This window comes from Variovorax sp. UMC13, from assembly GCF_014170375.1.
In the GTDB taxonomy this organism is placed as follows: Bacteria; Pseudomonadota; Gammaproteobacteria; order Burkholderiales; family Burkholderiaceae_C; genus Variovorax.
The window spans coordinates 90,018-108,371 of the sequence record NZ_LZZW01000041.1; the positions used below are offsets into that span (position 1 = coordinate 90,018).

The window sequence follows — 18,354 nt, forward strand, 5'->3', positions numbered from 1 at the left end:
GCTTCGCGCCATGCGCACAATCAACCCTTCTGCGCGCGCCGCACCTCCCCTCTCTTCCGCACCGACACCCATGCTTGGATTCCTCCCCCCGTTCGTCCGCGGCGTCATCGCCGGCCTGCTGCTGGTGATCAACACGCTGTTCTGGTGTGCGTTGCTGCTGCTGCTCTCGCTGGTCAAGCTGCTGCTGCCCTTTGCGGCCATACGCCGCGGCATCGACCCGGTGCTCAACGCCATCGCCACCGCCTGGATCGCCTGCAACAGCGGCTGGATGCGGCTCACGCAGCGCACCACCTGGGACGTGCAGGGCGTCGAGGGCCTGGCCTACCGCGGCTGGTACCTGGTGAATGCCAACCACCAGTCCTGGGTCGACATCTTCGTGCTGCAGCACACGATGAACCGGCGCATCCCGCTGCTCAAGTTCTTCCTCAAGCAGCAGCTGATCTACGTGCCGGTGATCGGCCTGGCCTGGTGGGCGCTGGACTTTCCCTTCATGAAGCGCCATTCGAAGGCCGACCTGCGCAAGAACCCCGCGCTGCGCGGCCAGGACCGCGAGACCACGCGCCGTGCCTGCGAGAAGTTCGCGCTGGTGCCCACCAGCGTGATGAACTTCGCCGAGGGCACGCGCTTCACCGCCGCCAAGCACCAGGGCCAGTCCTCGCCCTACCGTCACCTGCTCAAGCCCAAGGCCGGCGCGCTGGCGCTGGCGCTGGACGCGATGGGCGAGAAGTTCCAGTCGCTGATCGACGTGACCATCGTCTATCCCGAGGGCGTGCCCAGCTTCTGGGACTTCCTGTGCGGCCGCACGACGCGCGTGATGCTGCGTGCGCGCGAGGTGCCGATCCCGGCCGAACTGGGCCGGGGCGACTACGAGGCCGACTCGGCCTTCCGCGGCAGCTTCCACCGCTGGCTGGCCGAGCTCTGGGCCTTCAAGGACGCGCAGATCGAGACGCTGCTCGCGTCCGCGAAGACCAGGGGTTAAGGCGGCGTGGCGGCGCGCACGCGCGCCACGTCCTTCGCCAGCTCGGGCCAGGGCGCGGCCTGCGGCGCGAAGCGCGCGCGCATGTAGCCGGCCAGTTCGGCGATCTGCGCATCGTCGAGCGCCTCGCGGAAGGCGGGCATGAAGCCGATGTCCTTCGAGGCCGGCTCGCGCACCCCATCGAGGATGGTGCGCAGCAGGTTGTCGGGCCGGTCGCTCCTCAGGTTGCTGTTGAGCGCCAGCGGCGTGTTCACGCCCAGCAGCGTCGGGCCGTCGCCGTCGTGGTGGCAGGCCGCGCAGGCGTTGTCGAACAGGCGCTGCGGCGCGCCCATCAGGCGGCCCTTGTTGGCCGCCGCGGCCTGCACGGCCTGCGTGGCGAGGGCCTGCGGATCGGGCACCTCGGGGTTGAAGGAGGCGAGGTAGGTGCTCATCGCGCGGATGTCGGCGTCGGGCACCTGGGCCAGCTCGCGCACCACCTCGGCCATCGGCCCGCCGGCCGTGCCGTGCGCGGGCGCGTGGCCGTTGCGCAGGTAGCGGTAGAGCGATTCGGCGTCCCAGGGCACGGCCGACTTCGAGCGGCCGGTGAGCGCGGGCGCCTCCCAGCCGTCGACCATCGCGCCCGACAGGAAGGCGCTGCCGCCCTGCTCCGCGCCCAGCGCATTGCGCGGCGTGTGGCAGGCGCCGCAATGGCCCAGGCCGTTGACCAGGTAGGCGCCGCGGTTCCATTCGGCGCTCTGCGTGGCGACCGGCGCATAGGGCGCGGGATCGTGGAACAGCGCGTTCCAGCCGGCCATCAGCGGGCGCACGCTGTAGGGGAATTTCAGGTCCGACTTCGGCGTCGCGGCGACCACCGGCGGCAGCGACATGAAGTAGGCGTAGAGCGCCTGCAGGTCGTCGTCGGTGGTCTTGGCGAAGGCCGTGTACGGAAAGGCCGGGTACAGGTGGTGGCCGTCGCGCGAGACGCCCTCGCGCATCGCGCGCTGGAAGGCGCTGAAGGACCAGCGGCCCAGGCCGGTCTCGGGATCGGGCGTGAGGTTGGTGGTGTAGATCGTGCCGAAGGGCGTGTCCATCGCGCGCCCTCCCGCGTTGGGCGTGCCGCCCGCGGCCGTGTGGCAGACCGCGCAGTCGCCCATCGCGGCCAGCACGCGGCCGCGCTCGATGGTGGTGGCGCTGTAGACCGGCGCGGTGAGCGACACCGGCGCGATGACCGAGCGCCAGCCCAGCAGGCCGGCGACCACGCCGAGGCCGCCGATGACCAGCGCGGCGCCGGTGGCCCAGACGCCTTTGCGTTGAGGCCAGGGCGCATCGGTCTTGCTCCTTCCCCTTTCGGAGGAAGGCTGGGATGGGGGCACGGCAGCCTCACCTCGCCCAGGCCGCAGGCCTCCACCCCCGCCCTCCCCCGGAGGGGGAGGGAGTGAAGCCCCGTTCAATGCGGCCAGCACCATCTCCGGCGTGAACGGCGGCGACCGGAAACGCACGCCCGTCGCGTCGAAGATCGCGTTCGCGATCGCGGCCGTGCCCGGCACCGAGGACGATTCGCCCGCGCCCAGCGGCGCCTCGCCCTGGCGCGGCATGTGCATCACCTCGATCACCGGCACCTGGCGGAAGTTGAGGATCGGGTAGCCGCCCCACTCGCGGTTGGCGACCACGCCCGAGGCGGGCCGGCCCGCCATGACTTCGCCGGCGGGCGCGCCGCCGGCCTGCTGGGGCGCGAAGCGCACCTCTTCCATCAGCGCGCGGCTGGTGGTCTGGATCACGTTGCCGTGGATCTGGTGCTCGACGCCCGCGGGGTTGACCATCATCCCGGCGTCGTGGCCCACCACCACGCGGCGCACATGCACCTCGCCGGTCACGCGGTTGACCTCCACGTCGGCCACCCAGGCGGCCCAGGCCGCGCCGAAGCCCGGCCACTTGCTGTGGATGTAGCGCGCATAGGCGAAGCCCTGGCCGAAAAGAATGTCGCCGCCTTCTCCGAGCCCGCCATCGGCGTTCTCCTGCGGCCCGGTGCGCATGCGCCAGCCGGCCTTCTGCGCCGTGGCCTGCACCAGCTCGGCGGCGCGCGGGTCGTGCAGGTGACGCAGCCGGAACTGCACCGGGTCGACGCCGGCCGCGGTCGCGAGTTCGTCGATGTACGACTCGTGCGCGAAAGAGCTGGGCAGCGCCGACACGCCGCGCAGCCACGAGGCGCGCACGATCGGCGCCATGTCGTTGACCTTCACCCGCAGGTTGTCGACCGTGTAGGGCGGGCGCGCGGTGCGGTCGCCCATCTCGTAGGCCTGCGCCACCGGCTCGACCGTGCGCGTGAGCAGCAGCGCCAGCGTGGGCGCGCCGTTCGACGGGTACGAGGTCTCGAAGTCGTAGGCGGCAATGCCGCCCTCGGCATCGAGGCCGCCGTTGACTTCCATCAGCTGCGCCGCGCCCTTGGGCTCCCACGCGTGCTCCTGCTCGCGCGAGAGCTGCACCCGCACCGGCGCACCGACGGCGCGCGCCAGCAGCGCGGCGTCGGCCGCCACGTCGTCGGCGCCGTTGCGGCCGTAGCAGCCCGCGGCCTCCATGCGCACCACGTCGATCTGCAGATCCTGCAGGCCCATGAGTTTGGCGAGGTCGGCGCGCAGCACATGCGGGTTCTGCGACCCGGCCCACACCTTGAGTTGGAAACCGTCGGCCGCGTCGACGCACCAGTCGGCCAGCGCGCACGAGGGCCCGATCGACGCATGCATCTGGTAGGGCCACACATAGGTGCGCCGCATCGGCTGCGCGGCGCGTGCCAGGGCGCCGTCGACATCGCCGTCGTCGACCAGCAGGCGCTGCGTCGCGGGGTTGTCGCGCAGTGCCTGCGCCACGTCCGACAGGTCGGGCATGCCGGGCCAGGCCTTCCAGCGCACGCGCAGTTCGCGCATCGCCTGCTCGGCGTGCTCTTCGCGCTCGGCCACCACGCCAACGAAGTCGCGCAGCACCACCACCGCGCGGATGCCGGGGATGTGCGCGATCGAGGCTTCGTCGACCGACTCCAGCGTGTTGCCGATGTAGTCGCCGTGGTCGGCGCCCGCATAGGGCGGGCGCACCACGCGGCCGTGCAGCATGCCGGGCACGCGCATGTCGTGCACGAACACCAGCTCGCCCGCGAGCTTGGCCGGGATGTCGACGCGCGACTGGCGCGTGCCGACCAGCTTGTAGTCGGCCGCGTTCTTGAGTGGCGCATGGAGGTCGAGCGTGAGCACGGTGCGCTGGCCCGCGACCAGCGCGCCGATCGTCAGGCGCTGCGCCGCGTCGGCCTTCAGGCTCACGACGCCGTCGTCGATGCGCAGCGCCTCGACGGGCACGCCGAAGTGCGCGGCCGCGCGCGCCAGCAGCCAGGCGCGCGCCTGCGCCGCGGCGGCGCGCAGGGGCACGGCATGGATCTGGATCGAGGCGCTGGCGATGGTCGCGCCCTGGTTGGGCGCGCGCGCCGTGTCGCCCAGCACCATGTTCAAGGCACCGAGCGGCACGTCGAGCTCTTCGGCCGCGATCTGCGCCAGCGCGGTGCGGATGCCCGTGCCCAGGTCGACGTGGCCGTTGAGGGCGGTCACGCTGCCGTCGTCCCACACGGCGATCAGGATCTCGTCGCCCTCGGCCGGGTTGCCCGCCACCGCGATCGGCTGCCCCTTGGCCGGCGCCATCGGCGGCGGCGTGGGCCGGCTCACGACCAGCACGCCCTCGGCCGAGAGGAAGTCGCCGCGGGTGTGCGGCAGGTCGGCGCGCCGCGCGCTCATGCGGCGCCGCCGGCGATGCGTTCGGCCGCCAGCTGCACCGCGCGCACGATCTCGACATGCGTGCCGCAGCGGCAGAAGTTGCCCGAGAGTTCGGCGCGGATGCGCGCCTCGCTGGGCCGCGCTTCGCGCGCCAGCAGGGCCGCGGCCTGCATCACCATGCCGTTGAGGCAGTAGCCGCATTGGGCGGCCTGCGCGTCCTCGAAGGCTTGCTGCACGGGGTGCCAGTGGGCACGCGAGCCCAGTCCTTCGAGCGTGGTGATCTCTCGCCCATGCACACCATGCGCCGGAATCACGCAGCTGCGCGCCGCCACGCCGTCGACCCAGACGGTGCAGGCGCCGCACTGCCCGAGCCCGCAGCCGTACTTCGGCCCGTTGAGGCCGAGTTCGTTGCGCAGCACATGGAGCAGCGTCGCCTCGTGCGACACGGCCAGCGTGGTCGCGCGCGAGTTGACGACGAGTGCGAGTTCGACCAACGCAGCGCCTGGCCTAGCCGATGTCGGAGGACTGGATGCGCTTCACGCCCTTGGACGCCATCTGCTTCCAGGCCGCGGCCAGCGAACCGTTGAGGTCGATGCCGCGCGTCGCGTCCTCGATCACATAGGCCTCGAAGCCGGCCTTGCGCGCGTCCATCGCGGTCCAGGCGACGCAGAAGTCGGTGGCCAGGCCGGTGACGAACACGGTCTTGATGCCGCGCGCCTTGAGGTAGCCGGCCAGGCCGGTCGCGGTCTTGTGGTCGGCTTCCTCGAAGGCCGAGTAGCTGTCCATCTCCTTGTGGAAGCCCTTGCGGATGATCAGCTGCGCGGTCGGCACCTTGAGCTCCTTGCCCAGCGCGGCGTCCTCGGTGCCCTGCACGCAATGGTCGGGCCACAGCACCTGGGTGCCGTAGTTGAGCTTGGTGGTCTCGAAGGGCTTCTTGCCCGAGTAGGTGCTCGCGAAGGAGGCATGGCCCGCGGTGTGCCAGTCCTGCGTGACCACGATGTTCTCGAACGACGGCGCCAGCGCGTTGATCACCGGGATCACCTCGTTGCCACCCTTGACCGCGAGCGTGCCGCCTTCGAGGAAGCAGTTCTGCACGTCGACCACGATCAGCGCGGCCTTGCCGCCGGGCTTGAGCTTTCCCGCGGCGAAGAGCTGCGGCGACAGCGCGACCAGCCCGAGGGCGGCGCCGGCTTGGAGAACGGTTCTGCGGTGCATGGTGGAACTCCTGACGAGGTGATGAGGAAGGGGATCAGACGCTGAGATAGGCGCGACGGACTTCGTCGTTGGCCGCCAGTTCGGCCATCGTGGCCTGGTAGCGGATCTGGCCCTTCTCGAGCACGTAGGCCCGGTCGGACACCAGCTCGGCGAAGTGCATGTTCTGCTCCGACAACAGGATGCTCACGCCCTGCGCCTTGAGCTCGAGGATCATGTTGGCCATCTGCTCGACGATCACCGGCGCCACGCCTTCGGAGGGCTCGTCGAGCAGCACCAGGTAGGGGTTGCCCATCAGCGTGCGCGCGACCGTGAGCATCTGCTGCTCGCCACCGCTCATGCGGCCGCCAGGACGGTGGGGCATCTCGCCCAGGTTGGGGAACAGCTTGAACAGCCGCTCGGGCGTCCACACGGGCGCGGCGCTGCCGTCGTTCCAGCGGCGTTCGGGCTGGCGGCCGACCTCGAGGTTCTCCATCACCGTGAGGTCGGTGAACACGCGCCGGTCCTCGGGCACGAAGCCCAGGCCCAGCCGGGCCGCGACGTGCGGCTCGCTTTTCGAGATGTCCTGGCCCAGGAAGCTCACGCTGCCCTTGCGCTTGGCCAGCATGCCGATCAATGTCTTGAGCGTGGTCGACTTGCCCGCGCCGTTGCGGCCCATGAGCGCCACCACCTCGCCGCGCCGCACCTCGAGGTCGACGTCGTAGAGGATCTGTGCGGCGCCGTACCAGGCGCACAGCGATTTCGCCGACAGCAGTGTCTCGTGCGTGCTCATGCTCAGGCTCCTACCGCGGCATTCACTTGCGCGGCTTTCTCTGCGATTTTTTCGAATGTCTTGCCGCTGCCGAAGTAGACCTCCTGCACCTTCGGATGGTCGCGGATCTCCAGCGGCTTGCCCTGCGCGATCAGCCGGCCGCGGGCCAGCACGATCATGCGGTCGGCATAGGCGAACACCACGTCCATGCTGTGCTCGGTGAAGAGCACGGCCATGCCGCGCTGGATCACCAGTTCCTTGGTCAGCGCCATCAGCGAATTGCGCTCCTTGGGCGCCATGCCCGCGGTGGGCTCGTCCATCAGCAGCAGCTTGGGCGCGTTGGCCATCGCGATGGCCAGCTCGACGCGCTTGACGTCGCCGTAGGCCAGTTCGCTGCAGGGGCGATCGGCCTGGCTCTTCATGCCGACCTGTTCGAGCAGCGCCAGCGCGTCCTCGCGCCGGTGGTCGGCCGCGCGCCGCCACATCGAGAACAGCTTGCCGTCGTGCGAGAGCAGCGCCATCTGCACGTTCTCGACCACGGTCAGCGAGGCGAAGGTCTCGGCGATCTGGAAGGTGCGGCCCACGCCCATGCGCCAGATCTCGCGCGGCTTCAGGCCCACGAGTTCCTGGCCGCCGAGCCTGATCGAGCCCTGGTCGGCCTTGAGCTGGCCGTTGACCATGTTGAAGGTGGTGGACTTGCCGGCGCCGTTGGGGCCGATCAGCGCCAGCAGTTCGCCGGGCGCGAGGTCGAAGCTGATGCCGTCGACGGCCTTGACGCCGCCGAAGGACTTGCCCAGGTTGGTGACTTGCAGGAGGGTCATCGGGAATCTCGTTGGAAAGCGGTGCGCGCAGGCGCGCAGGGCAAGGCGCCCGGAGCGGCGACGGCGTGGAAAGAAAGCCCCCTGACCTTCACGCCTTCACCTCCCCGAGCGCCGGTGCTTCGGTCTTGGCGCTCTTGCGCCGGCGGTCGACCATCTGCTTGATCGAGCCTGCGATCCCCTGCGGGAACAGCAGCACGAGCAGCAGGATGATCGCGCCGAGCATCGCGCGCCAGTAGTCGGTGTTGCGGGCCACGGTGTCGTGCAGCCAGGTGAAGGTCACGGCGCCCACCACCGGGCCGGCCAGCGTCTGGATGCCGCCCAGCAGCACCATCACCAGGCCGTCGACCGACTTGCCGACCGCCATCGATTCGGGCGAGATGCTGCCCTTGGAGAAGGCATACAGCGCACCGGCCAGGCCGGCCACCGTGCCCGCCACCACGAAGGCGGCCCACTGCATGCGCTTGACGTCGATGCCGATCGCGTCGGCGCGCAGCACCGAGTCGCGGCCCGCGCGCAGCGCATAGCCGAAGGGCGAGAACAGCACGCGGCGCAGCCACCACACGCCGCCGCCCACCAGCGCCAGCGTGACCCAGTAGTACACGCGCTTGTCCGACAACCATTCCGAAGGCCAGACCCCGGTCAGCCCGTTGCTGCCGCCGGTGAAGCTGTCCCACTGGTAGGTCACGGCCCAGGTGATCTGCGCGAAGGCCAGCGTGAGCATGGCCAGGTAGACGCCCGACAGGCGCACCGCGAACCAGCCGTAGACGAAGGCGCCGAGCGCGGCGATCAGCGGCGCGGCCACCAGCGCCAGTTCCATCGGCATGCCGCTCGAACGCACCAGCAGTGCCGCGGCGTAGGCCCCGAGGCCGAAGTAGGCCGCATGGCCAAAGGAGTGCATGCCGGCCGGGCCCATGATGAAGTGCAGGCTGGCGGCGAACAGCGCGGCGATCAGCAGGTCGATCATCAGCACCACGGTGTAGGGCGCATTGGCCGTGAGCAGCGGCACCGCCGCCAGCACCAGCGCGAACAGCGCGGCGCCGATCACGTAGCCGCGGCCCGCGCGGCGCAGCGGTTCTTCCTGCATGCCCACGTAGCGGCTGGGCGCCTGCGCCCGGCCCATCAGGCCCCAGGGGCGCCAGACCAGCACCACGGCCATCACCAGGAAGTCGACCACCAGCGTGAGCTTGGAGAAGGAGACGGCGAAGCCGAAGATGTTGACCACGCCCAGCCAGATGCAGATCGCCTTCAGTTCCGCGATCAGCAGCGCCGCGACGTAGGCGCCGGGCAGCGAGCCCATGCCGCCCACCACCACCACCACGAAGGCGGCGCCGATGGTGTTCAGGTCCATCTCCAGCGTCGCGGGTTCGCGCGGCAATTGCAGCGCGCCGCCCAGGCCGGCCAGCAGCGCGCCGAGCGCGAACACCGCGGTGAACAGCCAGGCCTGGTTCACGCCCAGCGCGCTGACCATCTCGCGGTCCTGCGTGGCGGCGCGCACCAGCGTACCGAAGCGGGTGCGGGTGAGCAGCAGCCAGACCAGGCCCAGCACCACCGGGCCGACCACGATCAGGAACAGGTCATAGGAAGGGAACTGCCGGCCCAGGATCTCGACCGAGCCGCGCAGGCCGGGCGCGCGCGGGCCCAGCAGCTCGTCGGGGCCCCAGAGCCAGAGCACCGCGTCCTTGATGACCAGCACCAGCGCGAAGGTGGCCAGCAGTTGAAAGAGTTCGGGCGCCTTGTAGATGCGGCGCAGCAGCAGCACCTCGATCAGCGCGCCGAGCACGCCCACCACCACGGCGGCGAGCAGCAGGGCCGGCCAGAAGCCCAGGCTGCCGCCCAGCTTCTCGACCAGCGTGTAGGCCACATAGATGCCCACCATGAAGAAGGAGCCGTGCGCGAAATTGACGATGCGCGTCACACCGAAGATCAGCGAAAGACCGGCCGCCACGAGGAACAGCGAGGAGGCACCGGCCAACCCGTTGAGCAACTGAACGACAAAACCTGAAAAACTCATCGGGGATCCTTGGGGGACGCTTTATTCATTCGTGGGGGCCGCCGCGCGCGGCCGCCCGAAGCGGCCGGCCCGCCCCCGGTAGGGGGTTGGCGAAGCGACACGCAGTGCGCGCAGCCTGGGGGCGAGCAACAGTTACTCGGCGGGGCGCATCTTCTTGACTTCTTCGTCGCTCGGCTGGAACTTGGCACCGTCGAGGTAGACGTAGTCGACCATCACGCCCTTGCCGCCTTCGTTCTTGGTCTTGCCGACGTACGCACCCATGGTGGACTGGTTGTCCTGCGGGCGGTACATGAACTTGCCGAAGGGGCTGTCGACCTGCAGGCCCTTGAAGGCCGCGATCAGCTTCTCGGTGTCGGTGCTGCCGGCCTTCTTGATGCCGACCGCGAGCGAGTGGATCGCGCTGTAGCCGACCACCGAGCCCAGGCGCGGGTAGTCCTTGAACTTGGCTTGGTAGGCGTCGGCAAAAGCCTTGTGCTCGGCCGTCTTGAGCGAATCCCAGGGGTAGCCGGTCACGATCCAGCCGTTGGGCGCTTCGTCCTTGAGCGGGTCGAGGTACTCGGGCTCGCCGGTCAGCACGCTGACCACTTCACGGCCCTTGAACAGGCCGCGCGTGTTGCCTTCGCGCACGAACTTCGACAGGTCGGCACCGAAGAGCACGTTGAAGATCGCGTCGGGCTTGGCATCGGCCAGCGCCTGCGCCACGCTGCCCGCGTCGACCTTGCCCAGCGGCGGCGCCTGCTCGGCGACGAACTCCACATCGGGCTGCACGGCCTTGAGCAGCTGCTTGAAGGTCGCGACCGAGGACTGGCCGTACTCGTAGTTGGGGTAGACCACGGCCCAGCGCTTCTTCTTGAGCTTGGCCGCCTCGGGCACCAGCATCGCGACCTGCATGTAGGTCGAGGGGCGCAGGCGGTAGGTGTAGCGGTTGCCGTTGCTCCAGACGATCTTGTCGGTCAGCGGCTCGGCCGCCAGGTAGAAGAACTTCTTCTGCTTGGCGAAGTCGGTCAGCGCCAGGCCGGTGTTCGACAGGAAGGCGCCGGTCAGCACGTCGACCTTCTCGCGCGAGACCAGCTCCTCGGCCACGCGCACCGCGTCGCCGGGGTTGGCGTTGTCGTCGCGGCTGATGAGCTCGAACTTCTTGCCGTTGACGCCGCCCGCGGCGTTGATCTCGTCGACCGCGAGTTCCATGCCCTTCTTGTAGGGCTCGAGGAAGGCCGGTTGCGCCTTGTAGCTGTTGATCTCGCCGATCTTGATCACGCCCTGCGCATGCGCGGGAACGAGGGCGGTGGCGAGCGTGGCGACGGCGGCCGCGCTGAAGACATGACGCAATGGGTTCATCGGGAAACTCCTAAGTGGTCGAAAGAAAACAAATCGGTTCAGTGTTGCATTCACCAGGGACGCCGCGGAACCGGCTTTGCCGGGCCGCTGGTGTCGCCCCCTGCAAGGGGGTTGGCGGAGCGACACGCAGTGCGCGCAGACTGGGGGTGTGCTTTACCTCAGGCCGTCTTCACCCTTGATCTCGGCATGCTGCAGCCCGCCGATGCGCGGCAGCGGACGGCCGCTGTCGGTCACGGCCACGGCCACCACGATCTCGTTGGCGCGCGGCGCATCGGACACGCGGGCCTCGATCGCGTCGAAGTGGCTGCGCACGAAGGCCGCATCCTTGTGGCCCAGCGGCACGTCGATGGCGGTGCCCAGCGTGCCGCGCTTCTTGGCCGAGGGCACCAGCGCGGCGCCCTTCTCGACCGCCACGCGCAGCGGTGCGCCCAGCTTGGGATGCAGGATCGCGGCCGCATGCTCGAGCTCGCCGGCCTCGCCCACGATGGCGGCCTTGCCGTAGCTCTGGGCGTCGGCGGGCGCGATGCCCAGCGCGGCCACGGCCTTCTGGCCCAGCAGCGCACCGAGTTCCTCGCCGATGGCGATCAGTTGGTCGAGGTTCTCGCTGTAGCGGCCCGCGTAGGGGTTCTCGATCACGGCGATGGCGACGGCGCGGCGCGTGGGCGGCGTGACGTCCTGGCCCATTTCCTTGCGGGTCTCGTCGACCTGGATGACGAGCTTGCGGATGTTGGCGGTCATGTCTGGATCTTCTTTGGTTGTCTCGGGCTCAGCGCAGGCCGTCCCACTTGGAAATGTTCTCGGCCAGCAGGCCGCCGACGCGCGCATGGATGCGGTAGCCGGTGCTCATCGCGAGGATGAAGACGATCTCGTCGGCCGCCGGCGCGCCGGGCACGCGCACCTCGATGGCGTCGAACTGGCCGCGCACATAGCTGGCGTTGATGTTGGTCAGCGGCACGTCGAGCGTGGCGCCGGGCGGGCCCACCTTCTTGGTCGAAGGCACGATCGACAGCGCGTTGCCGGGCTGGCCGCTCTTGTCCTCGGCCTTGCCCGCGGTGTAGGCCGCGCGGTCGCCCTTCCAGCCGAGCAGCTCGCGCATCGCGTAGCCGCCGGGCACATGCCACAGCGCACCGTGCTCGAGTTCGCCCGCGGCGCCGACGATGGCGCCCTTGCCGTAGGTGGCGATGGCTTCCAGCGGCACGTCCATGGCCGCGTGCAGCCGGTGCGCCATGTCCACGCCCACCGGGTCGAGCAGCGCCATCATCGGCAGGATGTCCGGCTCGTAGCGGCCGGCGAAGGGATTGGTCATCACCACGCCGATGGCGCCACGCACCAGCGGCGTCGCGGCGCGCGGGCCGAACTCGTGGTGGATGTGCTCGACATGGGTGAAGACGCGACGGATATCGATCATGGAATGAAGGCCTGTCTTTTCGTTAAGCAAATACTGAACCAACTGCAGCGGCCGGCACGTTGGCGCGGATGGAGCATAAAGGTTCGACCTGGCGCCATTGCCCCTGGCAAACCAGCACCGCGGCCCAGATCCGGCCCTGCTGCTGCAGCGCCTGTGCACGGCGCGCGCCCGCATCGAGTGCACGGCGCACCGAGTCGGGCGCCAGCGGCGGCACCTCGACCGTGACCGGGATGTCGCCAAGGTCGCTGTCGTCCTTGCACTCGCGCGCCGGCAGCCGGCGGATCGCGGCGTCGTCGACGTCCACCGCATTGGCGATCACCGTGGCCGCGGCATCGGCCTGCGAAGCGGTGGCGGCCAGCACGGTCACGCTGTCGGCGATGCCCAGCGAGAAACTCCGGCCGCGCCAGCCGCTGGTGGCGACGCCGCGCACCGGCTGCGCCGCCTGGATCTCGAACTGGCCATCGGTCGCGAGCGGGCCGGTGTCGCGCAGGTCGAAGCGCGCCAGGTCGGCGAACAGGCCGACGCGCGCCGAGCGCCCCGGCGCCAGGTGCAGCGCAATGTCGCCGCCGTTGTTGACCCAGGCGCGTTCGATGCCGGGCCGGCGGTAGAACGCGACGATCTCCTCGGCCACCGCGCCCGCGACCGCGGCCATCGGCGTGATGAAGCTCTCGCCGAACGGCGCGCAGGCCTGCCACATGCGCTGCGCGACCGGGCCCTGCAGCGGGCAGCTCGCGCCGACGGGCGCGCGCAGCGCGGGCAGCTCGCGCACCAGCTCGACCAGCAGCGGCTCGAAGCGCGCCCAGGCGGCCGCATGCGCGTCGGCCACGGCCGCGGCCTCTCCCTCGGCCTCGATCAGCAGATCGATCGGTCCGTGCTGGAAGTGCCAACGCTGGGCGTCGAGCTGGCGGCGTTCGGCGTGCATGGAATGGCCGGTGTCAGCCCAGCATCGGCGGCTGGCCCAGCGGCCAGGGATTCGCATCGTCGATGCGCACCCACTGCCGCGCGGTCGGCGCACCGTCGTCCTGCCAGGCGCCACGCGCCAGCGCTTCCTGCAGCGGGAACACATGCTCGACGTGGCCGCCCAGCGCCGCGTAGTCTTCGAGCCGCATGCTGAATTCGATGGGCGCGACGATGGCCGGCGTGGGCACGGTGCCGAAACTGTTGTCGGGCATACGCATCACGTCGACCATCACCGTGATGCCGCCGCCCGGCCACACATAGGCCGGCGCGCCGCCGCAGGTCACGTTGACCAGCGCGCGCTTGATGGCGCGCGTGAGCAGCACCGGGTTCTCGGTGACGCCGGCGCGCAGGCTGCCGCCCGCGCCGCCGAGGAAGAGCACGGTGCACAGCGAGGGCTCGCAGTTCTCGCCGATGCGATCCACGATGCGTTTGACTTCCGGCGGCATCGGCCGCTCGACCGGCTTGAGCGCCTCGTCGAGCACGTACCACTGCGCATGCTCGCCGGTGGTCGAGGTCATGAGCAGGCGCAGGCCGGGCTTGGCCACGCCCTCTTCCCAGCCCTCGATGATCGCCAGCGGATCGGCGATGTCGGTGCCGCCCCAGCCGTCGCCGGGGTTGGCCACCTGGAAGTAGCGCCCGGGCGTGGACTTGCGGCCCAGCATCTTGATGCCCGACTCGGGCATGTCGAGGCAGCGCCCGGCCTGGTGCTGGGTCAGCACGCCGGTGATGTGGTCGTCGACCACCACCACCTCGTCGGCCACGCCCGCGAACTGGCGCGCGAAGATGCCGACTGCGGCCGAGCCGCAGCCCACGCGCATGCGCTGCTCTTCCACGCCGTTGACGATAGGCGCCTTGCCGGCCTGGATCACGAGGCTGGAGCCGCCGTCGATGGTGCACTCGACCGGCTTCTTGTTGCCCAGCAGCTGCATCAGTTCAGCCGTCATCCGGCCCTCCTTCTTGCTGCCGCCGGTGAGGTGGTGCACGCCGCCCAGCGACAGCATCTGCGAGCCGTACTCGGCCGTGGTGACATGGCCCACGACCTCGCCCTTGTAGCGCACGTTGGCCTGCTCGGCGCCGAGGAAGCGGTCGGTGTCGATCTTCACCTTGAAGCTGCAGTAGCTGAAGATGCCTTCGGTCACGACCGTGACCATGTCGACGCCCTGCGCCTTCGAACCCACGATGAAGGGCGCGGGCTTGTAGTCGGGGTAGGTGGTGGAGGAGCCCACGCCGGTCACGAACACCTCGTCGGCATGCAGCAGGTCGCCGTTCCAGTCGGCTTCCAAGCCTTCGGCCGCCGGTTCGACGCCTTCGCGCGCGAAGGGCACCAGCGCGGGCGCAGGGCTCTGGAGTTCGCGCCGCAGCAGCACCACCGGGTCGACGCGCACCAGCACGCCGGCGCGGTTGGCATAGCGGTCGCAGGCGCCGGTGCGGCCCTCGGAGATCTGGCACAGCACCGGGCAGGCGTTGCACTCGACCTTGGCGACGCTCATCTTTTCGCTGCGCGGCGGCGCCTTGCCGAAGCCCGCGGTATCGGCGGCCGTGGGAACGTCCATGCCCGGCAGGCCATCTGTCTTGGTGTGTTCAGTCATCGTGGCATCTCTCTTGAAGCGTCCTGCAGCACGTGCAACAAACATGCCGGTTCCACGCTTGTGCGCAATTTGTCATTTGTGTAGCATCCACTCCACTTTCATGTGGTGTTCACTACATTGGACGCATGAAATGTACCGATCCGGCCCGATGCTTGCATGGGTGTTTTCCTAGGGTCCGTTGAAGCTGTTTCCGGGGATCGGAGGCGGGTTGAACAGGCCTCGGCTCCCAGACTTGGTGCGCAGTGACCGACAATCGGGCGGAGCCCGCCGGTTGACGCTGCCAGCCAGGTACAGCAAGCCCTCGTCGCCTGCCATTTCGTCCACTTTTTTTCGAGTCATCCCATGAGTGCATTCAGCGAAGAACGCGTCCTCTCGGTTCACCACTGGACCGACCGCCTGTTCACCTTCACGACCACGCGCGACCCCGCGCTGCGCTTCTCCAACGGCCACTTCACCATGATCGGCCTCAAGGTGAACAACAAGCCGCTGCTGCGCGCCTACAGCATCGCCAGCGCCAACTACGAGGAGTACCTCGAGTTCCTGAGCATCAAGGTCGATGAAGGCCCGCTGACCTCGAAGCTGCAGCACATCCAGGTCGGCGACACGATCATCGTGGGCCGCAAGCCCACCGGCACGCTGCTGATCGACTACACGCTGCCGGGCAAGCGCCTGTACCTGTTCGGCACCGGCACCGGCCTGGCGCCGTTCATGAGCATCATCCGCGACCCGGAAACGTACGAGAAGTTCGAGAAGGTCATCCTGGTGCACGGCGTGCGCCAGGTCGACGAACTGGCCTACCACGACCTCGTGAGCGACCACCTGCCCAAGCACGAGATCCTGGGCGAAATGATCGAGAAGCAGTTGCTCTACTACCCGACCGTGACGCGCGAGGAATTCCGCAACATGGGCCGGATCACCGAGCTGGTCGAGAGCGGCAAGCTCACCGACGACCTCGGCCTGCCGCCGATCAACGCCGCCGAGGACCGCGTGATGCTGTGCGGCAGCCCGGGCATGCTGGTCGACCTCAAGCACATGCTGGAAGGCCGCGGCTTCAAGGAAGGCAATACCTCGACGCCCGGCGATTTCGTGGTCGAACGCGCTTTCGCCGAGAAATAAACCCCATGCGGACAGCCGGACGCAGAGGACGCAAAGGATTCGCAGAGGACGCGAAAGGAAGACCGGAAGAATTTCTTCTGAATTCTTTCGCGCCTTCTGCGTAGTCTCCGCGTCCTCTGCGTCCGGTCTCCGCTCCCGCCTTCATCCGCATGTCCACCACCCGCAAGCCCGCCGCCAAGCCCCAGCGCAAGACCGGCGTGCGCGAAGCAGCGGCGCAGGCCACGCGCGACGCGATCCTCAAGGCGGCCACCAAGGTGTTCGCCCGCTACGGTTACGACGGCGGCAGCGTCGAGAAGATCTCGAAGGCCGCCAAGTCCTACGACCGGATGATCTATTACTACTTCGGCAGCAAGGAAGGCCTCTTCATTGCGGTGCTCGAAGGCATCTACCGGCGCATGGACGAGGCCGAGGCCGCGCTCGACCTCGACACCTCGCGCCCGGTCGAGGCGCTGACGGCGGTGATCCACTTCGTGCTGGGCTACTACCGCAAGAACCCCGAGTTCGTCACGCTGCTCAACACCGAGAACCTGCACAAGGGCCGGCACATCGCGAAGTCGCTGCGCGCCAGCGAATACTCGTCGCGCGCGGTCACGATCGTGCGCGAACTGCTCGCCAGTGGTGCATCGCAGGGCCTGTTCCGCACCGACCTGGCGGCCCGCGACGTCTACCTGCTGATCGCGGCCACCGGCTACTTCTACACCTCGAACCGGCACACGCTGACGACCTTCCTCGGCGAGCCGCTCGAGACGCCGGAGGCGGTCGCGCACTGGGAAGACTTCATCGTCGAGACCGTGCTGCGCACCGTGCGCGCCGACGAGAACGAGAACACAGAACCCACCCCACCCCACGAGGAACTGACATGGCAGAAATCGCAGCCGGCGCAAAGTCGGGCAAGGTCGTCATCAAGAACATAGGCTTGCTGCTCTCGGGCGACATCGACAAGCCCATCCTGGACGCCGACACCATCGTGGTGAACGACGGCCTGATCGTCGCGGTCGGCAAGGAAAAAGACTGCGACCTCGAGGGCGCGAAGACCGTCATCGACTGCCGGAAGACCACCGTCGCGCCCGGCCTGATCGACAGCCACGTGCACCCGGTGTTCGGCGACTGGACGCCGCGCCAGAGCCAGCTGGGCTGGATCGACTCGTCGATGAACGGCGGCGTCACCACCATGATCTCGGCCGGCGAAGTGCACCTGCCGGGGCGCCCCAAGGACATCGTCGGCCTCAAGGCCCTGGCCATCACCGCGCAGCGCGCCTACGACAACTTCCGCCCCAGCGGCGTGAAGGTGCTGGCCGGCGCGCCCGTGATCGAGAAGGGCATGGTCGAGAGCGACTTCAAGGAGCTGGCCGAGGCCGGCGTGGGCCTGCTGGGCGAAGTCGGGCTGGGCTCGGTCAAGGCCGGCTACGAGGCCAAGGAGATGGTCGCCTGGGCGCGCAAGTACGGCATCCAGAGCACCATCCACACCGGCGGTCCCTCGGTGCCGGGCTCGGGCTACATCGACAAGGACGTGGTGCTCGAGGCCGACGCCGACGTGATCGGCCACATCAATGGCGGCCACACCTCGCTGCCGGAAGCGCACGTGTGCGAGCTGTGCGAGAAGTCCTCGCGCGCGATCGAGATCGTGCACAACGGCAACGAGAAGACGGCCATCGCCGCGGCCCGCGCCGCCATCGAGCTCAAGTGCCCGCACCGCGTGATCCTGGGCACCGACGGCCCGGCCGGCTCGGGCGTGCAGCCGCTGGGCATCCTGCGCATGGTGTCCTTCATCTCGGCCTTCGCCAACATCCCGGCCGAGCAGGTGTTCTGCTTTGCGACCGGCAACACCGCGCGCATCCGCAACCTGAACTGCGGCCTGATCGAGGTGGGCCGCGACGCCGACTTCGTGTTCATGGACCGCGCCCAGCATTCGCCCGCGCCGGGCCTGCTCGAGAGCGTGGCGCTGGGCGACATCCCGGGCGTGGGCATGGTGATGATCGACGGCATCGTGCGCAGCGGCCGCAGCCGCAACACGCCGCCGGCCACCGAAGTGCCGGTGGTGCTCTGACGCCCTAACGCCCGCGCGCGCCGGGCGTCGAGAAGTCGTAGTGCGGACCCGGGCCGGCCACCACGGGCGGCCCCGGGTCGGCCGGCGGCACCACGGCGCCTGAACCCGCGGGCACCGCCGCACCTGCGGCGGGCCCGGGGCCCGGCACGATCGGCGGCCCGTCGTCGCGGTAGCTCGGCGAGGAGGTCATCGCAGGCGGTCGCGAGGGCTCGACCCAGGCGCCCGCGGCGGCGTCCCCCGTGCCCGCCTCGGCCGGCGCCGCCCGGGCGCGTGCACGCGCGGCGCGGCGCTGCTGCGCGGACGGGGGCGGCGTGTAGGGGAACACATCGGATGGCGCGGCCGCGGTGCCGGCGGTGGCGGGCGGCGGGGCCACCGGAGGCGGCGAAGGCGCCAC

The 18,354-nt window shown here is 69.5% G+C and carries 15 protein-coding genes and 1 pseudogene; 4 read left to right on the plus strand and 12 right to left on the minus strand.

The window, feature by feature from the left end:
- Positions 1 to 70: 70 nt before the first annotated feature.
- Positions 71 to 979: an acyltransferase gene (locus tag A9977_RS33250; protein ID WP_183029115.1), complete on the plus strand. Its 909-nt coding sequence runs from the start codon at positions 71 to 73 to the stop codon at positions 977 to 979.
- Here the strand turns inward: A9977_RS33250 and A9977_RS33255 are convergent.
- The 11 genes from A9977_RS33255 to A9977_RS33305 all read right to left on the minus strand — a co-directional run bounded on the left by A9977_RS33255 (position 976) and on the right by A9977_RS33305 (position 14,797).
- Positions 976 to 4,728 (minus strand): molybdopterin cofactor-binding domain-containing protein, encoded by a 3,753-nt coding sequence (locus A9977_RS33255; RefSeq protein WP_183029117.1) that lies wholly within the window; start codon positions 4,726 to 4,728, stop codon positions 976 to 978. The genes A9977_RS33250 and A9977_RS33255 overlap by 4 nt on opposite strands.
- Positions 4,725 to 5,201: a (2Fe-2S)-binding protein gene (locus A9977_RS33260; RefSeq protein ID WP_183029119.1), complete on the minus strand. Its 477-nt coding sequence runs from the start codon at positions 5,199 to 5,201 to the stop codon at positions 4,725 to 4,727. The genes A9977_RS33255 and A9977_RS33260 overlap by 4 nt, the downstream gene beginning before the upstream one ends.
- Positions 5,202 to 5,214: 13 nt before the next feature.
- Entirely contained in the window at positions 5,215 to 5,922 is a 708-nt protein-coding gene (gene pncA / locus A9977_RS33265; protein WP_183029120.1) for a bifunctional nicotinamidase/pyrazinamidase, read from the minus strand.
- Between the two features lie 34 nt (positions 5,923 to 5,956).
- Complete coding sequence (locus A9977_RS33270) at positions 5,957 to 6,691, minus strand: ABC transporter ATP-binding protein (RefSeq protein ID WP_183029122.1); 735 nt, start codon at positions 6,689 to 6,691, stop codon at positions 5,957 to 5,959.
- Between the two features lie 2 nt (positions 6,692 to 6,693).
- Positions 6,694 to 7,491: an ABC transporter ATP-binding protein gene (locus A9977_RS33275; RefSeq protein WP_183029124.1), complete on the minus strand. Its 798-nt coding sequence runs from the start codon at positions 7,489 to 7,491 to the stop codon at positions 6,694 to 6,696.
- Between the two features lie 88 nt (positions 7,492 to 7,579).
- Positions 7,580 to 9,502: an ABC transporter permease gene (locus A9977_RS33280; protein ID WP_183029126.1), complete on the minus strand. Its 1,923-nt coding sequence runs from the start codon at positions 9,500 to 9,502 to the stop codon at positions 7,580 to 7,582.
- 132 nt (positions 9,503 to 9,634) lie between these two features.
- The gene (locus tag A9977_RS33285; protein ID WP_183029128.1) at positions 9,635 to 10,840 is read right to left on the minus strand and encodes an ABC transporter substrate-binding protein; all 1,206 of its coding nucleotides are present in this window, start codon (positions 10,838 to 10,840) and stop codon (positions 9,635 to 9,637) included.
- Positions 10,841 to 10,993: 153 nt separating this feature from the next.
- Positions 10,994 to 11,578 (minus strand): amino acid synthesis family protein, encoded by a 585-nt coding sequence (locus A9977_RS33290; RefSeq protein ID WP_183029130.1) that lies wholly within the window; start codon positions 11,576 to 11,578, stop codon positions 10,994 to 10,996.
- A gap of 28 nt (positions 11,579 to 11,606) precedes the next feature.
- Complete coding sequence (locus A9977_RS33295) at positions 11,607 to 12,248, minus strand: amino acid synthesis family protein (protein WP_183029132.1); 642 nt, start codon at positions 12,246 to 12,248, stop codon at positions 11,607 to 11,609.
- Positions 12,249 to 12,270: 22 nt separating this feature from the next.
- On the minus strand, positions 12,271 to 13,170 hold the full coding sequence (locus A9977_RS33300) for a UPF0280 family protein (RefSeq protein ID WP_183029134.1): 900 nt from the start codon (positions 13,168 to 13,170) through the stop codon (positions 12,271 to 12,273).
- 13 nt (positions 13,171 to 13,183) lie between these two features.
- A complete protein-coding gene (locus A9977_RS33305; protein ID WP_183029136.1) occupies positions 13,184 to 14,797 on the minus strand; it encodes a 6-hydroxynicotinate reductase in 1,614 nt (537 codons plus the stop codon).
- 342 nt (positions 14,798 to 15,139) lie between these two features.
- Here A9977_RS33305 and A9977_RS33310 point away from each other — a divergent pair, with 342 nt between their 5' ends.
- The 3 genes from A9977_RS33310 to A9977_RS33320 all read left to right on the plus strand — a co-directional run bounded on the left by A9977_RS33310 (position 15,140) and on the right by A9977_RS33320 (position 17,960).
- Positions 15,140 to 15,913 carry a ferredoxin--NADP reductase gene (locus A9977_RS33310; RefSeq protein ID WP_183029137.1) on the plus strand — a complete coding sequence of 258 codons (774 nt, stop codon included), beginning with the start codon at positions 15,140 to 15,142 and terminating at the stop codon, positions 15,911 to 15,913.
- 149 nt (positions 15,914 to 16,062) lie between these two features.
- Positions 16,063 to 16,827, plus strand: a complete 765-nt coding sequence (locus A9977_RS33315; RefSeq protein WP_183029139.1) for a TetR family transcriptional regulator — start codon at positions 16,063 to 16,065, stop codon at positions 16,825 to 16,827.
- A complete protein-coding gene (locus A9977_RS33320; protein WP_183029141.1) occupies positions 16,773 to 17,960 on the plus strand; it encodes an amidohydrolase family protein in 1,188 nt (395 codons plus the stop codon). The genes A9977_RS33315 and A9977_RS33320 overlap by 55 nt, the downstream gene beginning before the upstream one ends.
- A gap of 4 nt (positions 17,961 to 17,964) precedes the next feature.
- Here A9977_RS33320 and A9977_RS33325 read toward each other — a convergent pair.
- Positions 17,965 to 18,354, minus strand: a pseudogene (locus A9977_RS33325) (hypothetical protein); the annotation flags it as partial.

Excerpts from the sequence above, each read along its gene's own strand:
- A9977_RS33250 (WP_183029115.1), top strand. The coding sequence starts at position 71 with ATGCTTGGATTCCTCCCCCCGTTCGTCCGCGGCGTCATCGCCGGCCTG.
- A9977_RS33255 (WP_183029117.1), bottom strand. The coding sequence starts at position 4,728 with ATGAGCGCGCGGCGCGCCGACCTGCCGCACACCCGCGGCGACTTCCTC.
- pncA (WP_183029120.1), bottom strand. The coding sequence starts at position 5,922 with ATGCACCGCAGAACCGTTCTCCAAGCCGGCGCCGCCCTCGGGCTGGTC.
- A9977_RS33270 (WP_183029122.1), bottom strand. The coding sequence starts at position 6,691 with ATGAGCACGCACGAGACACTGCTGTCGGCGAAATCGCTGTGCGCCTGG.
- A9977_RS33275 (WP_183029124.1), bottom strand. The coding sequence starts at position 7,491 with ATGACCCTCCTGCAAGTCACCAACCTGGGCAAGTCCTTCGGCGGCGTC.
- A9977_RS33280 (WP_183029126.1), bottom strand. The coding sequence starts at position 9,502 with ATGAGTTTTTCAGGTTTTGTCGTTCAGTTGCTCAACGGGTTGGCCGGT.
- A9977_RS33285 (WP_183029128.1), bottom strand. The coding sequence starts at position 10,840 with ATGAACCCATTGCGTCATGTCTTCAGCGCGGCCGCCGTCGCCACGCTC.
- A9977_RS33290 (WP_183029130.1), bottom strand. The coding sequence starts at position 11,578 with ATGACCGCCAACATCCGCAAGCTCGTCATCCAGGTCGACGAGACCCGC.
- A9977_RS33295 (WP_183029132.1), bottom strand. The coding sequence starts at position 12,248 with ATGATCGATATCCGTCGCGTCTTCACCCATGTCGAGCACATCCACCAC.
- A9977_RS33300 (WP_183029134.1), bottom strand. The coding sequence starts at position 13,170 with ATGCACGCCGAACGCCGCCAGCTCGACGCCCAGCGTTGGCACTTCCAG.
- A9977_RS33305 (WP_183029136.1), bottom strand. The coding sequence starts at position 14,797 with ATGACTGAACACACCAAGACAGATGGCCTGCCGGGCATGGACGTTCCC.
- A9977_RS33310 (WP_183029137.1), top strand. The coding sequence starts at position 15,140 with ATGAGTGCATTCAGCGAAGAACGCGTCCTCTCGGTTCACCACTGGACC.
- A9977_RS33315 (WP_183029139.1), top strand. The coding sequence starts at position 16,063 with ATGTCCACCACCCGCAAGCCCGCCGCCAAGCCCCAGCGCAAGACCGGC.
- A9977_RS33320 (WP_183029141.1), top strand. The coding sequence starts at position 16,773 with ATGGCAGAAATCGCAGCCGGCGCAAAGTCGGGCAAGGTCGTCATCAAG.